The following is a 13,463-nucleotide window of genomic DNA, read 5'->3' on the forward strand; positions in this document are numbered from 1 at the left end:
TCTTCACACAGGGCGCTCTCCTTCGGGAGGGCGCCCTGTCGCATGTCCGACGGGCGTCGAGCGGGACGTCTTGGCGAGCAGCGCGTCGGCGGCGGCCGCGACGATGACGGCCAGCGCGTAGACGACGAGGTCGCGCGGGTCGAAACCGGATCCGAGCACCAGGGCGGAGGGCGGGAAAGCCGCGGCCCAGACCTGCGGAAGGCCGGTCAACTGGAGAAGCTCTACTCCTGTGCAGAACACGAGGGCGATCAGTGCCGGCCTCATCCCGGGGGAGCGCGGCAGCGCGAACGCCGCAATCAGATAGATCAGCACCGCATACAAGGCGTCGCCCGCGATGTCGCCGAGCTGCCCGCCGACGAACCGATGCACGAGCAGACCGGTGGCGACGACGAGGACGGCGAGACCCGCGAGCACTGTCCGGCGACGAGTCACCACCGTTGGGGGAGAGGTCATTGAGGCACCCTACTCTGCAGGCGAGGACGAGGCTGGCAGGGAAAGCTCCTCGCTGTCCCTAGACTGAGACCGTGCTGGAGAACCCCCGGTCCCCCCGAGTCCGTGCCGTCGCCAAACTGACCAAGCGCAGTGCGCGCGCCGAGACCGGGCTGTACCTTCTCGAGGGCCCGCAGGCCGTCCGCGAGGCGCTGACGTACCGGCCGGATGCGATCGTCGAGCTGTTCGCGACGACGAATGGCTGGGAGAAGCACCCCGACATCCGGGCGAAGGCGGCGGATGCCGGCGTCGACGCCGTGCACGTGACCGACTACGTGCTGGGAGCGATGGCCGACACCGTCACGCCCCAGGGGCTCGTCGCAGTGGTCCGGCAGACCCCGACCGCGGTCCGCGAGGTGTTCGCCTCCGCCCCGCGTCTCGTGGCGATCTGCGAGGAGATCCGCGACCCCGGCAACCTCGGCACCATCATCCGCGCGGCCGATGCGGCGGGCGCCGATGCCGTCGTGCTCACGGGGCGCACGGTCGACCCCTACAACCCCAAGGTGGTGCGCGCCACGACGGGGTCGCTGTTCCACCTTCCCGTCTCCGTCGCGGCCGACCTCGGCGAGGTCATCGCACACGCGCACGCTGCGGGACTGAACGTGCTCGCCGCCGATGTGAAGGGCGACGATCTGCTCGCGGCGCGCGCGGAAGGGGTCCTCGCGCAGCCGACCGCCTGGCTGTTCGGCAACGAGGCGCGGGGCCTGGAAGACGATGCGCTCGCGCTCGCAGACCATGTACTGAAACTGCCGATCTTCGGACGGGCCGAGTCGCTGAACCTCGCGACGGCGGCGAGCGTCTGCCTGTATGAGAGCGCCTTCGCACAGCGTGCCGCGTCCGGGTCGTGATGGACCGGTGATGAGCGCCCTCGCCCGGCTGGTACGGTAGATCCCCGGTAGCGCGCGGTGATGTCCGCCGCGCGAGGGGGCGCCGGCTGAAAAGGGGCAGGATCGATGCGGATTCTGATAATCGAAGACGACGAGCGCGTCGCAGCGGCGCTCGACGCGTTCCTCGCGAGGTCGGGTTACGCGACCGAACGCGCGTCGGACGGAGCATCCGCCCTGCAGCTCCTCGACGCGCACACCGAGGTCGTCCTGCTGGATCTGGGTCTGCCTGATGTCGACGGCATCGACCTGTGCCGGCGCATCCGCGCGCGCTCCGACGTTCCGATCGTCGTCGTCACGGCGCGCAGTCAGGTCACTGAGCGGATCAAAGGGCTTCGCGCCGGTGCGGACGATTTCGTGGTCAAGCCCTACGACGTTCATGAACTCCTCGCACGGATCGAGGCCGTCACTCGGCGCTCGCGCCCCGTCCACACCGAAGCCGAGCGCGTCGTCGTGGTGTCCGGCGACGACGTGCGGATCGATCTCGTGGCGCGACGGCTGCTGGTCGGCGACGCGCCCGTCGACCTCACGCCGAAGGAGTTCGACATCGTCGCGGTGCTGGCACGGCATCCGGGAGTCGCGGTGCCGAAGGACCGTCTGATCCGCGAAGTGTGGAACACCGACTGGCGGGGTTTCACGCACTCCCTCGAGGTGCACGTCGGCGCGATCAGGCGAAAGGCCGGCGAGAGACGCTTCATCGAGACGGTGCGCGGCGTCGGCTATCGACTCGTGAGCTCCTGACCTGTGCGTGCCCGACTCGTCGTCGTCTTCCTGGTTCCGCTGATCGCCGTGCTGCTGGCCCTCGGCGGCGCGGCGGGCTGGAGCGCCGCGCGCAGCATCCAGCAGACCTTCTACACGCAGCAGCTCGGCGACCTCGGCTACTTCGTGACGACCGCACGACAGTCTCTTCTCGCGGGCAGCACTGCCGTGTTCGACGCCGAGGCCGCCCGCTTCCAGGAGGTGTACGGCACGCAGGTCGCGGTCTTCGATCTCTCGGGAGGAGTGTGGGCGGCGAGCGACATCGCGTCGTCCCGTCCGCTGTCCGAGACACAGGGCGAGCAGGTCGTTCAGGCTCTCTCCGGACGCCGTGCGGAGGTCCCCACGCCGGCGCAGCCCTGGGTCGTCGCGGACCTGTCGCTCGTCGAGCCCGTGTTCGATGACGGCGATGTGATCGGCGCGGTGATGATCTCGGCGACCGGCGAAGCGGCTCGCGTCGCCATCGCCAGGCAGGTCACGATCTTCGCCGTGATCGCCGTCGTGTCGATCGCTCTGGGAATAGGGCTGGTGTTCCAGCTCGCCCGATGGGTGCTGTCGCCCGTGCGCCGACTCGATGAAGCGATGGTCGCGATCGAGCACGGCGCGATGGACGCTCGCGTCGATGTCGACACGGGACCGCCGGAACTGCGCCGGGCGACGCAGGTGTTCAACGGCATGGCCGACGAGATCGAACGCGTGGTCGCGCGGCAGCAGGAATTCGCGGCCAACGCCTCGCATGAACTGCGCAATCCGCTCAACGCCCTTCTGCTGCGCGTCGAGTACCTCGCGACCGGCCTGGGGCCCGAGTGGGATGGAGACGTCGAGGAGACTCGGCAGGAGGGGCGGCGGATGACGGAGATACTGGAGACGCTTCTCGCCCTCACGCGAAGCGGGCGCGGCGATTCGACCTTCTCCGCCGTCGATCTCACGGCTCTCGCCGCGCGACGCGCGGGTGCCTGGCGTGAGGTCGCGGCGCAGCGCGGAGTCACGCTGAACGCCGACGGCGGCGACGCCGTGCTGAGCGTCACCGACCGCATGATCGTGGAGAGCGCTCTCGACGCCCTCATCGACAATGCGGTGAAGTTCTCACCCGACGGGGGCGTCGTCGATCTCCGCGCAGCACGGGACGGCGTCGAGTGCAGCATCACCGTGAGAGACCACGGACCCGGCCTCACTCCGGATCAGGCCGTCCAGGCCGCCGATCGGTTCTGGCGGGGTGCGGACGGCGACGACGTGCCGGGCAGCGGTCTCGGACTCGCGATCGCGACGGACCTCATGCGTTCGATCGGGGGAGACCTTCTGGTGTCTCCGGCGGACGGCGGAGGTCTGCAGGTGGCGCTGCGTCTGCGGGACGGACGCGCGGAATGAGGGCGACAGGGCGGAGGGTCGCGGCAGGGGTGCTGACGGTGATCGCGATGCTGGCCATGAGCGCCTGCGCGTCTCGCGCCGGCGAGTGGACGGATCAGACCTACACGATCGCCGGAGGCAGCCCGACGGGCGTCTACTACGACTACGGCGGGCGGATCGCCGACACCATGTCGGAAGCGCTGGACATCACGATGCAGGTGGAGCAGACCGCCGGGTCGCTCGACAATCTCCGCCGCGTCGGCACGGGGGAGGCGCTGCTCGGATTCGCGCAGGCGGATGCTGCGGCCGACGCCGAGATGGGGACCGGAGCGTTCGACGAAGCGCTTCCGATCGTCGCGATCGCGCGACTGTACGACGAGTACCTGCACGTGGTCGTGCGGGGAGACTCCGACATCGACTCGATCACCGACCTCGCCGGAGCGACCGTGTCACTGGGCGCGCGCGATTCCGGCGTGAATGTGATCGCGACGCGGGTTCTCGACGCCGCGGGAGTCGACATCGCTACTGTCGACGATCCGCAGCTCGGTCTGAGCGATTCGATCGGCGCGATGCGTTCGGGGAGCATCGACGGCTTCTTCTGGGTGGGCGGACTGCCGACGCCGGGCATCGAGGAGCTCGCAGCGACCCAGCCCGTGCGGCTGCTGCCGATAGAGCGGACCTGGGTCACGGCGGTCAACGAACGCTACGCGAACGCCTATCGCACCGCGGACCTCCCCGTCGGCACGTACGGACTGACCGAGAGCGCCCCGACCATGGCGGTCCCCAACTACCTCATCACCGCGTCATCCACCCCCGATGCGGTCGTCCGAGACGTCCTCTCCACCCTCTTCGACGCGCGTCAGCGGATCGCGACCCAGGTGCCGGCCGCTGCTCTGCTCGACCGACGACAGGCGATCTTCACGAGCCCTGTCGATCTGCATCCCGGGGCGGTCGGGTTCTATCGCGGGATGCGCGAGTGAGTGCCGGCGGTGAGTCTCAAGAAATCCTCAAGAAAGCCTCACTCGTGTGCGCTGCTCTGCCAATCTGGGGTCGATCGCATCAGTGATCACACCGATCGGGTGCCAGCCTGACTGCGTCGTCCGGGGGCTGAGGACAGCAGTCAAGGCGACCCCACGGCCTGCTAGGGGCAGGACGTGGGGTGACCCGGTGGGATGTCAGCGTAGACGGATCGCCCTGTTACGAACGGGTAAATGTCGCAGGCGCGGCCTAGAAGCCCGCGAGCGACGTGGCTAGCTTGGAGAGATGATGACCTCAGGTTCGGCCCTCGTGGTGGTCGAGAACGTCCAGAAGCACTACGGAGAATTCCAGGCGCTCACCGACATCGACCTCACCGTGAACGAAGGAGAGGTCGTCGTCGTGATCGGCCCCTCGGGCTCTGGCAAGTCGACGCTGTGCCGCACGATCAACCGGCTCGAGACGATCACCAGCGGCAGCATCCGCATCGACGGAGATGAGCTCCCCGCCGAGGGCAAGGGGCTCGCGCACCTGCGGGCCGACGTCGGCATGGTGTTCCAGTCGTTCAACCTGTTCGCGCACCTGACGATCCTCGAGAACGTCACCCTGGGGCCGATCAAGGTCCGCGGCGTCAAGAAGGCGGATGCCGAGAAAGAGGCCATGGCGCTCCTGGAACGCGTCGGCGTCGCAAAGCAGGCGTCGAAGCTCCCGGCTCAACTCTCCGGCGGCCAGCAGCAGCGCGTGGCCATCGCCCGCGCCCTCGCCATGCACCCCAAGGTGATGCTGTTCGACGAGCCCACCAGCGCTCTCGACCCCGAGATGATCAACGAGGTCCTCGATGTGATGGTCGAGCTCGCACACGAGGGGATGACCATGATCGTGGTCACGCACGAGATGGGATTCGCCCGCAAGGCTGCCGACAGGGTCGTCTTCATGGCCGACGGCCGCATCGTGGAAGAGGCCACGCCCGAAGAGTTCTTCACGCACCCGAAGAGCGATCGCGCCAAGGACTTCCTCTCGAAGCTGCTCACCCACTGAACTTTTCTGCCCTGCACACACAGCACACGAAGGAGACGCACATGCGACGCACACGGACACTGGCAGGAATCGGGATCGCGGCAGCAGCGCTGCTCGCGCTGACCGCCTGCAACAGCGGCACGCCGACCAGCACCGGCACCGGCGGCGGCACGGAGGAGGAGCCTTCGTCGAACAGCACGCCGTGGACGGTGGAGAAGGACGTCAAGATCGACGGGAGCCCCACGTTCGACCGGATCTCGTCGAGCGGCACCATCAAGGTGGGCGTCAAGGAAGACCAGCCCGGTCTCGGCTACCTCGACCCGGTGACGAACGAGCGCACCGGCTTCGACGTGGACATCGCCCGGTGGATGGCCGCATCACTCGGCGTCGACCCCGAGAAGATCGAGTTCCAGGCGATCGCCTCGGCGAACCGCGAGCAGGCGATCGTGAACGGCGACATCGACTACTACGTCGGCACCTACTCGATCAACGACAAGCGCAAGGAGCAGATCTCCTTCGCTGGTCCCTACTTCATCACCGGTCAGGGCCTTCTCGTCGCGTCCGACAGCAAGATCAAGAGCGTCGACGACCTCGACTCCTCGACCACGGTCTGCTCGGCGACGGGATCGACGCCGATCCAGAACATCAAGACGAACTACCCCGAGGTGCCGACCAAGGAGTACGACACGTACTCCAAGTGCGTCGAGGATCTGAAGAACGGACAGGTGGATGCCGTCACCACCGATGAGGCGATCCTCATCGGCTACGCGGCACAGGCCCCCGACCAGATCAAGGTCGTCGGCGAGCCGTTCAGCGAAGAGCGCTACGGCATCGGCATCGCGAAGGGCGACACCGCACTGGTGGAGTACTTCAACACGCAGCTGACCGACGGTGGCGACATCTGGCAGCAGATCTTCGACAACAACCTGGGCGCCTCCGGCGTCAAGGCGACCCAGCCGAAGGTCGACCCGGTCGGTTGACCCTGAGCGGGCGGCCGGAGATCCGGCCGCCCGCCGTCCGTCCGGCATCAGCATCCGAAATCGACAGGAGCATCAGTGGGAGTCATCACCGACCACCTCGACCTCTGGGGCGAAGCGCTGCGGGGAACCCTCGTGCTCTTCTTCGGCGGCGGTCTCATCGCCATCGTGCTCGGACTGATCGTCGGCGCCGCGCGCGTGTCGCCGGTGCCGATCGCGCGAGCCGTCGGCGGGATCTACGTGAACTGGATCCGCAACACTCCGCTCACCCTGGTGATGTTCTTCTTCGCCTTCTGCCTGCCGATCCTCCTCGGCGAGAGAGTCAACTCGCTGCTGCTCGCTGTCGTGGCGTTGGGGATCTACACCGCCACGTATGTCGCTGAGGCGCTTCGTGCCGGGATCAACACGGTTCCGGTCGGACAGGCAGAGGCGGCGCGGGCGATCGGGCTGAACTTCGGACAGGTGATGCGCTACGTCGTGCTGCCTCAGGCGACGCGTTCCGTGGTGCCGCCGATGATGAGCGTGCTGATCGCCCTCATGAAGAACACGACCGTCGCGGCCGGCTTCTCGGTCGTCAATCTCGGCACGATCCGTGCATCCCTCAGCGACGTCGGTGAGAACGCACTGGTGGTGCTGCTCTGGGTCATGGTCGTCTTCGTGGCGCTCGTGCTGCTGCTCGGCTGGCTGCAGCGCTATCTCGAGAACAAGTGGAGGATCGCACGATGAGCTCCGTACTCTTCGACGTCCCGGGTCCCAAGGCGATCGCCCGGAACCGGATCATCGGCGTCCTCACCGTTCTCGTCGTTCTCGCGGTGCTGGCGTGGGTCGTCTGGCGACTGTACGCGACCGGCCAGTTCACCGCCGCGAAATGGAACATCTTCAGCTTCTCCGCCGTCTGGGTGAGGTTCGGGCAGGGCCTGCTGAGCACCCTCGGCGCGTTCGCCGCCGCCGGCGTCGGATCGCTCGTCCTCGGCTTCCTGCTCGGCATCGGACGGCTCTCAGATCACGCCTGGGTGCGAGAGCCGGTCAGATGGATCATCGAGGTGCTGCGCGCGGTTCCGGTGCTCGTGCTGATGATGCTCCTGTACTACGGCCTCCCTGTCATCGGCGTGAAGATGCCTCCCTACTTCGCCGTCGTCATCGCCCTGATCGTCTACAACGGCTCGGTCCTCGCCGAGGTCCTCCGCGCCGGTGTCGAATCGCTCCCGCGGGGGCAGAAGGAAGCGGGCTACGCGATCGGTCTGCGCAAGAGCGGCGTCATGTCGCTGATCCTGCTGCCGCAGGCGGTGCGCGCCATGATGCCGGTCATCATCGCGCAGCTCGTCGTGGCTCTGAAGGACACGGCGCTCGGCTTCATCATCACGTATCAGGAGCTGCTGTACGTCATCAACCAGATCGGCAACCAGGCGCCGTACGGGTCGCCGCTGATCCAGTCGGCCATGATCGGCGGAACGATGTACGTCGCCGTCTGTCTCGTCCTCTCCTACATCGCCTATCGGATGCAGCGTCGTGTGAAGCGCTCGCCGAAGACGCAGGCCCCGGTGGCGAACGTCGCGGCCGACGACGAGGCGACGCTCACCGAGGCGATCGCGCTGCAGAGCCGTGCTGGGAAGTACGACAGCAGCGGTACTGGAATCTGAGCGCGGGGCAAGTCCCCGGTAGACTCGACTCTCGTGTCTGAGTCACCAGAGATCACCCCAGAAGCGGTCGAAGCCGCCGTCGCCGCAGCCCTCGAGGCCATCGGTGCGGCAGCCGACACGACCGAGCTCAAGGCGGCTCGCGCCGCCCACGTCGCAGAGGGATCGCCGCTCGCGATCCTGAACGCCTCGATGCGACAGGTCGCGCCCGAGAACAAGGCCGCGTTCGGCAAGCTCGTCGGCCAGGGCCGAGGGCAGGTCACGCAGGCGCTCGCCGCGAAGGAGGCGGAGCTGGCCGCCGCCGAGGTCGCCGCACGCCTCGAGGCCGAGCGCGTCGACATCACCGCGGTCCCGTCCCGCACGCGTGTGGGGGCTCGGCATCCGCTCACCCTGCTCAGCGAGCAGATCTCTGACATCTTCGTCGGCATGGGGTGGGAGATCGCCGAAGGCCCCGAGCTCGAGCACGAGTGGTTCAACTTCGACGCTCTGAACTTCGATGTCGACCACCCCGCCCGCCAGGAGCAGGACACCTTCTACGTCGACCCGACCTCGCGTCACCTGGTGATGCGGACCCACACCAGCCCGGTGCAGGTGCGTTCGATGCTCGACCGTGAGCTGCCCATCTACGTGCTGTGCCCCGGCCGCGTGTACCGCACCGACGAGTTCGACGCCACGCACCTGCCGGTGTTCACCCAGTTCGAGGGCCTCGTGATCGACAAGGGCATCTCGATGGCGCACCTCAAGGGCACGCTCGACCATGTGGCCCGCCAGCTCTTCGGCCCCGAGGCGAAGACGCGGTTCCGCACGAACTTCTTCCCCTTCACCGAGCCCTCCGCCGAGCTCGACCTGTGGCACCCGACCTTCAAGGGCGGCGCGCGCTGGATCGAGTGGGGTGGCTGCGGCATGGTCAACCCGAACGTGCTGCGTGCCGCGGGCATCGATCCCGACGTGTACAGCGGCTTCGCGTTCGGCATGGGCGTCGAGCGCGGACTCATGTTCCGCAGCGACGTGCAGGACATGCGCGACATGGCAGAAGGCGATATCCGATTCAGCGAGCAGTTCGGGATGGTGGTGTGATGCGCGTACCGCTTTCGTGGTTGCGTGAGTACGTCGATCTGGCAGCGGATGCCACGCCCGAGGACGTCCTCGCGGCGATGGTGTCGGTCGGATTCGAAGAGGAGGACGTCCACCGCTTCGAGATCTCGGGCCCGGTCGTCGTCGGTCAGGTCGTCTCGCTCGAGGCTGAAGCCCAGTCGAACGGCAAGACGATCAACTGGTGCCAGGTCGACGTCGGCGAAGCACACGGCGGCGTCCGGGGGATCGTCTGCGGCGCGCACAACTTCGTCGCCGGAGACAAGGTCGTCGTGACCCTGCCCGGCGCCGTGCTGCCCGGCCCGTTCCCGATCGCCGCGCGCAAGACCTACGGCCACGTCTCCGACGGCATGATCGCCTCGGCTCGAGAGCTGGGGCTCGGCGACGAGCACAACGGCATCCTCGTCCTCTCCGATCTCGGCATCGACGCGCCCGTCGGCACCGATGCGATCGCCCTGCTGGGTCTCGACGACGTCGCGGTGGAGATCAATGTGACCCCCGACCGCGGATACGCGTTCTCCCTGCGCGGAGTCGCGCGCGAGTACTCGCACGCCACCGGCGCTTCCTTCCGTGACCCGGCCGACCGCGACTTCGCGGAACTGCAGCCAGGCACCGGCCACACCGCGATCATCGACGACCGGGCTCCGGTGCGCGGTCGACCGGGCGCCACCGAGTTCGTCACGCGCGTCGTTCGCGATGTCGACCCATCGCGTCCGACCCCGCCGTGGATGATCGCCCGGCTGTCGCTGGCCGGCATGCGATCGCTCGGCATCCTGATCGACATCACGAACTACGTGATGCTCGAGCTCGGACAGCCGCTGCACGGCTACGACCTCGACACGCTGAGCGGGGGCATCACCGTCCGCCGCGCGACCTCCGGCGAGAAGATCACGACTCTCGACGGTCAGGACCGCGCGCTGCACGTCGAGGATCTGCTGATCACCGACGAGTCCGGTCCGATCGGCATCGCGGGCGTCATGGGCGGCGGCACCACCGAGATGAACGATGCGACCCGCAACGTGCTGATCGAGGCGGCGACCTTCGACCCGATCACGATCGCGCGGTCGGCTCGTCGCCACAAGCTGCCCAGCGAGGCGTCCAAGCGCTTCGAACGCGGCGTCGACCCGCTGATCCCGTTCGTCGCGGCCCGCCGTGCCGCCGATCTGATGGTCGAGCTCGCGGGCGGCACGCTCACCGACGAGGGCGGCGCGCTGTTCTCCGAGGTCTTCGTCGGCGAGATCGAGCTGCCGGCCGGGTTCGTGCAAAGGCTCATCGGCGTCGACTACACGGATGCCGAGATCACGGGTGCACTGGAGACGATCGGTGCCGAGGTCACGACGGGGGAGGACCACTGGGTCGTCATCCCCCCGACCTGGCGTCCCGACCTCACCGACAAATGGACGCTCGCAGAAGAGGTCGCCCGCATCCACGGGCTCGATCGCATCCCCTCGGTCCTGCCCACCCCGCCGTCGGGTCGCGGCCTCACCGCGCACCAGCAGGGCCGTCGTCGCGTTTCGAACGCCCTCGCCGCGGCGGGCTTCGTCGAGACCTCTTCCTTCCCGTTCACGAGCGATGTCCAGAACGACCTGCACGGATCCGCCTCCGGCGAGAAGCTGCCCAGCATCCGTCTCGCCAACGCGCTCGACGGCCAGGCGCCGTTCCTGCGTCGTTCGCTGATCCCCGGCCTTCTGCAGATCGCGCACCGCAACATCTCGCGCGGCTTCACGGATCTGGCGATCTTCGAGACCGGCGTCGTGTTCCTGCCCGAGCCCGGGGTGGTCTACGGCACCGACGATGTGCCGCCGCTCGGCGCGCGGCCGAGTGACGACAAGCTCGCCGAGCTCAACGCGTCGATCCCGCCGCAGCACCGCCACATCGCGGCTCTTCTCACCGGCAACGTGTCCGCGCGCCAGCCGGGACGCCCGGCCGAGCCGGCCGGCCTGGCCGAAGCGCTCGACGCCATCGGCGTGATCGCCGCTGCCGCAGGCGTAGAGATCGACGTCGAGCAGAGCCAGCGCGCGGCTCTCCACCCGGGACGCACGGGTGTGCTGCGGGTCGGTGAGACCACGGTCGGCTACGTGGGAGAACTGCACCCCGACGTAGCCGCCGACGCGGATCTGCCGGGACGCGCAACCGTCCTCGAGCTCGACCTCGACGGCGTTCTGTCGCTCGCGGGCGAGTCGGTCGTCGCAGCCTCCCTGTCGGGCTTCCCAGCCGCGACGCAGGACGTGTCGCTCACCGTAGCGGCCGACCTGCCCGCAGCCGAGCTGCGTGCGGCGCTCGTCGAGGGCGCGGGTCCGCTTCTGGAATCGCTGCGTCTGGTCGACGACTATCGCGGCGAGGGTGTGCCGGCGGGTTCGAAGAGCCTCACCTTCGCATTGCGCTTCCGCGCCGACGACCGCACGCTGACCGCAGCCGAGGCGACCGAGGCGAAGCTCGCCGGTGTGGCCGTGGCGGCAGAGCGTTTCGGCGCCGCGCTGCGCGACTGACCAGGATTCGGGTACGGCGCCGGGGTAGCGTGGCGGGATGAGCATCCTCCCGCACAGCACCCCGGCGGCCGTCCCGGAGGGCGCCCGTCCGCTGGGCGAAGGTCCGTTCCTCGTGCCTGGCGATCAGATCGACTGGCACTACCGCGCGCCGGGCTGGCAGCCCGGCGACCCGTCGACGATCTCACCCATGCGTGTGGTTCGTGATGACGAACGCGGTCTCGTCGCCTGGCTCGCGCCTGGGACGCTGCAGGAGGCGCAGGGCTCTGCGACCGGCGACCGGGTCCGCTCGATTCCGCTCGAACGGCGGTGGCTGGATCGTCGTACGAGGATCGTCGAGGAGTGGTGGGGCGGAGGCAGTCTGCGCATCGCTCCGGTCGGAGCCGCCTGGTCCGTGTGCCTGTTCTGGAAGCCTGCAGACGACGGCGACTGGCGTTTCGACGGGTGGTACGTGAACCTCGAGAACGCGCATCTGCGCACCGACCGTGACACGTACTCCTCGGATCACATCCTCGACGTCTGGATCGCGGCGGACCGCACAGTCCATCTCAAGGATGAGGACGAGGTCGTCGCCGCGATCAGCCAGGGGAGGCTGACCCGCGAGCAAGCGGCGCAGATCGAACGTCACGCCGGAGCGGCGATCGAGTCGTTCCGCTCGGGCGAATGGCCGTTCGATGCGGAGTGGATCGATTGGCGGCCCGATCCGTCCTGGACGATTCCCGCTCTGCGCGGTCTGGACGAACTGGGCGGCGCCTGACCTTCGGCTTCCGCTCTCGGCGGATCACCTTCCCTCGGGCGGCGGATGCTGGTGACATGGACGGATGACGAACGCTCTGATCCTCGGCGGAACCGGCTGGCTCTCCGGCCGCATCTCACAACGCCTGCAGGACGATGGCGTCGACGTCACCTGCCTTGCACGGGGCGGCCGGGCGGCGCCTGGCAGCGCCGAGCTCGTGCGCGGAGATCGCGACGACCCTCGCGTGTACGAGGCGCTGTCTGCGCGGGAGTGGGACCACGTGATCGACATCTCCTCGCGGGCCGATCACGTCATCGCCGCCGTGCTCGCGCTCGGCGATCGTGCTGCACGCTGGACGTACGTGTCGTCGGTGTCGGCGTACGCCGATGACGTCACGGTGGGCGCCGACGAATCCGCACGTCTGCACGTTGCGGCGAAGCCGGGAGACGAGTACGAATACGGCGCGCAGAAGGTCGCCGCCGAAGACGCGGTGCGCACCCTCGGCGGTCGTGCACTGATCGTCCGGCCTGGGCTCATCGTCGGATCGGGCGACCCCAGCGATCGTTTCGGCTATTGGGCTGCGGCCGTGCTGAGAGCGGGATCGGCGGACGTGCTGCTGCCGCCGACGGAGGGGCGCACGGCGCAGGTGATCGACGTCGACGACGTCGCGGCGTTCATCGCGACGGCCACCGCCACCGGTGCGATCAACGCGGTCGGTGCGCAGCATCCGCTCGGCGACGTGCTCGCGCTGTTCCGCACAGCGACCGGACACACCGGCGGCACAGTATCGGCCGAGGAGGAGTGGCTCGTCGAGCACGGCGTCGAGTATTGGGCGGGCGAGCGTTCGCTGCCGCTGTGGCTGCCCGCCGAGATGACGGGATTCATGGCGCGGTCGAACGCCGCCTACCTGACGAACGGCGGTCTCCTGCGCCGGCTGGAGGACACGGTGGCAGAGGTCGTTCAGGACGAGCGCGTGCGCGGCGTGGAGCGCGAGCGGCGTGCCGGGCTCACAGGATCCGAGGAGCGGGAGCTCCTCGCCGAACTGCGCCGACTGCCGCTTCGCTAGA

The 13,463-nt window shown here is 68.3% G+C and carries 13 protein-coding genes; 12 read left to right on the forward strand and 1 reads right to left on the reverse strand.

The genetic code is table 11. The annotated features are described in order from the left end of the window. Positions 1–3: 3 nt before the first annotated feature. Positions 4–453: a DUF2809 domain-containing protein gene (locus ACI3KT_RS08760; protein ID WP_307297995.1), complete on the reverse strand. Its 450-nt coding sequence runs from the start codon at positions 451–453 to the stop codon at positions 4–6. 71 nt (positions 454–524) lie between these two features. Here ACI3KT_RS08760 and ACI3KT_RS08765 point away from each other — a divergent pair, with 71 nt between their 5' ends. The 12 genes from ACI3KT_RS08765 (at position 525) to ACI3KT_RS08820 (ending at position 13,462) form a co-directional block, all read left to right on the forward strand. Next, entirely contained in the window at positions 525–1,337 is an 813-nt protein-coding gene (locus ACI3KT_RS08765) for a TrmH family RNA methyltransferase (protein ID WP_404903646.1), read from the forward strand. A gap of 105 nt (positions 1,338–1,442) precedes the next feature. After that, on the forward strand, positions 1,443–2,114 hold the full coding sequence (locus ACI3KT_RS08770) for a response regulator transcription factor (protein WP_404903648.1): 672 nt from the start codon (positions 1,443–1,445) through the stop codon (positions 2,112–2,114). Between the two features lie 3 nt (positions 2,115–2,117). Next, positions 2,118–3,497 carry a sensor histidine kinase gene (locus ACI3KT_RS08775; protein WP_404903649.1) on the forward strand — a complete coding sequence of 460 codons (1,380 nt, stop codon included), beginning with the start codon at positions 2,118–2,120 and terminating at the stop codon, positions 3,495–3,497. After that, positions 3,494–4,456, forward strand: coding sequence for a TAXI family TRAP transporter solute-binding subunit (locus ACI3KT_RS08780; RefSeq protein WP_404903651.1), 963 nt, complete (start codon positions 3,494–3,496; stop codon positions 4,454–4,456). Before ACI3KT_RS08775 ends, ACI3KT_RS08780 begins: the two co-directional genes overlap by 4 nt. Positions 4,457–4,739: 283 nt before the next feature. Then, positions 4,740–5,489 (forward strand): amino acid ABC transporter ATP-binding protein, encoded by a 750-nt coding sequence (locus ACI3KT_RS08785; protein ID WP_373426295.1) that lies wholly within the window; start codon positions 4,740–4,742, stop codon positions 5,487–5,489. 41 nt (positions 5,490–5,530) lie between these two features. Continuing rightward, entirely contained in the window at positions 5,531–6,448 is a 918-nt protein-coding gene (locus tag ACI3KT_RS08790) for a glutamate ABC transporter substrate-binding protein (RefSeq protein WP_404903653.1), read from the forward strand. 75 nt (positions 6,449–6,523) lie between these two features. Next, positions 6,524–7,171 (forward strand): amino acid ABC transporter permease, encoded by a 648-nt coding sequence (locus ACI3KT_RS08795; protein ID WP_404903654.1) that lies wholly within the window; start codon positions 6,524–6,526, stop codon positions 7,169–7,171. Next, positions 7,168–8,085, forward strand: coding sequence for an amino acid ABC transporter permease (locus ACI3KT_RS08800; RefSeq protein WP_404903656.1), 918 nt, complete (start codon positions 7,168–7,170; stop codon positions 8,083–8,085). The genes ACI3KT_RS08795 and ACI3KT_RS08800 overlap by 4 nt, the downstream gene beginning before the upstream one ends. A gap of 33 nt (positions 8,086–8,118) precedes the next feature. Continuing rightward, entirely contained in the window at positions 8,119–9,159 is a 1,041-nt protein-coding gene (gene pheS / locus ACI3KT_RS08805; protein WP_404903658.1) for a phenylalanine--tRNA ligase subunit alpha, read from the forward strand. Continuing rightward, entirely contained in the window at positions 9,159–11,663 is a 2,505-nt protein-coding gene (gene pheT / locus ACI3KT_RS08810) for a phenylalanine--tRNA ligase subunit beta (RefSeq protein WP_404903660.1), read from the forward strand. Before pheS ends, pheT begins: the two co-directional genes overlap by 1 nt. Positions 11,664–11,700: 37 nt before the next feature. After that, positions 11,701–12,417: a DUF402 domain-containing protein gene (locus ACI3KT_RS08815; protein WP_404903662.1), complete on the forward strand. Its 717-nt coding sequence runs from the start codon at positions 11,701–11,703 to the stop codon at positions 12,415–12,417. Positions 12,418–12,481: 64 nt separating this feature from the next. Beyond that, a complete protein-coding gene (locus tag ACI3KT_RS08820) occupies positions 12,482–13,462 on the forward strand; it encodes an NAD-dependent epimerase/dehydratase family protein (protein ID WP_404903664.1) in 981 nt (326 codons plus the stop codon). Position 13,463: the final 1 nt, after the last annotated feature.

Source organism: Microbacterium sp. ZW T6_19, from assembly GCF_044987465.1.
In the GTDB taxonomy this organism is placed as follows: Bacteria; Actinomycetota; Actinomycetes; order Actinomycetales; family Microbacteriaceae; genus Microbacterium; species Microbacterium natoriense_A.

Coding starts and splice junctions, on each gene's coding strand:
- ACI3KT_RS08760 (WP_307297995.1), bottom strand. CDS start 453: ATGACCTCTCCCCCAACGGTGGTGACTCGTCGCCGGACAGTGCTCGCG.
- ACI3KT_RS08770 (WP_404903648.1), top strand. CDS start 1,443: ATGCGGATTCTGATAATCGAAGACGACGAGCGCGTCGCAGCGGCGCTC.
- ACI3KT_RS08780 (WP_404903651.1), top strand. CDS start 3,494: ATGAGGGCGACAGGGCGGAGGGTCGCGGCAGGGGTGCTGACGGTGATC.
- ACI3KT_RS08785 (WP_373426295.1), top strand. CDS start 4,740: ATGATGACCTCAGGTTCGGCCCTCGTGGTGGTCGAGAACGTCCAGAAG.
- ACI3KT_RS08790 (WP_404903653.1), top strand. CDS start 5,531: ATGCGACGCACACGGACACTGGCAGGAATCGGGATCGCGGCAGCAGCG.
- ACI3KT_RS08800 (WP_404903656.1), top strand. CDS start 7,168: ATGAGCTCCGTACTCTTCGACGTCCCGGGTCCCAAGGCGATCGCCCGG.
- pheT (WP_404903660.1), top strand. CDS start 9,159: ATGCGCGTACCGCTTTCGTGGTTGCGTGAGTACGTCGATCTGGCAGCG.
- ACI3KT_RS08815 (WP_404903662.1), top strand. CDS start 11,701: ATGAGCATCCTCCCGCACAGCACCCCGGCGGCCGTCCCGGAGGGCGCC.
- ACI3KT_RS08820 (WP_404903664.1), top strand. CDS start 12,482: ATGACGAACGCTCTGATCCTCGGCGGAACCGGCTGGCTCTCCGGCCGC.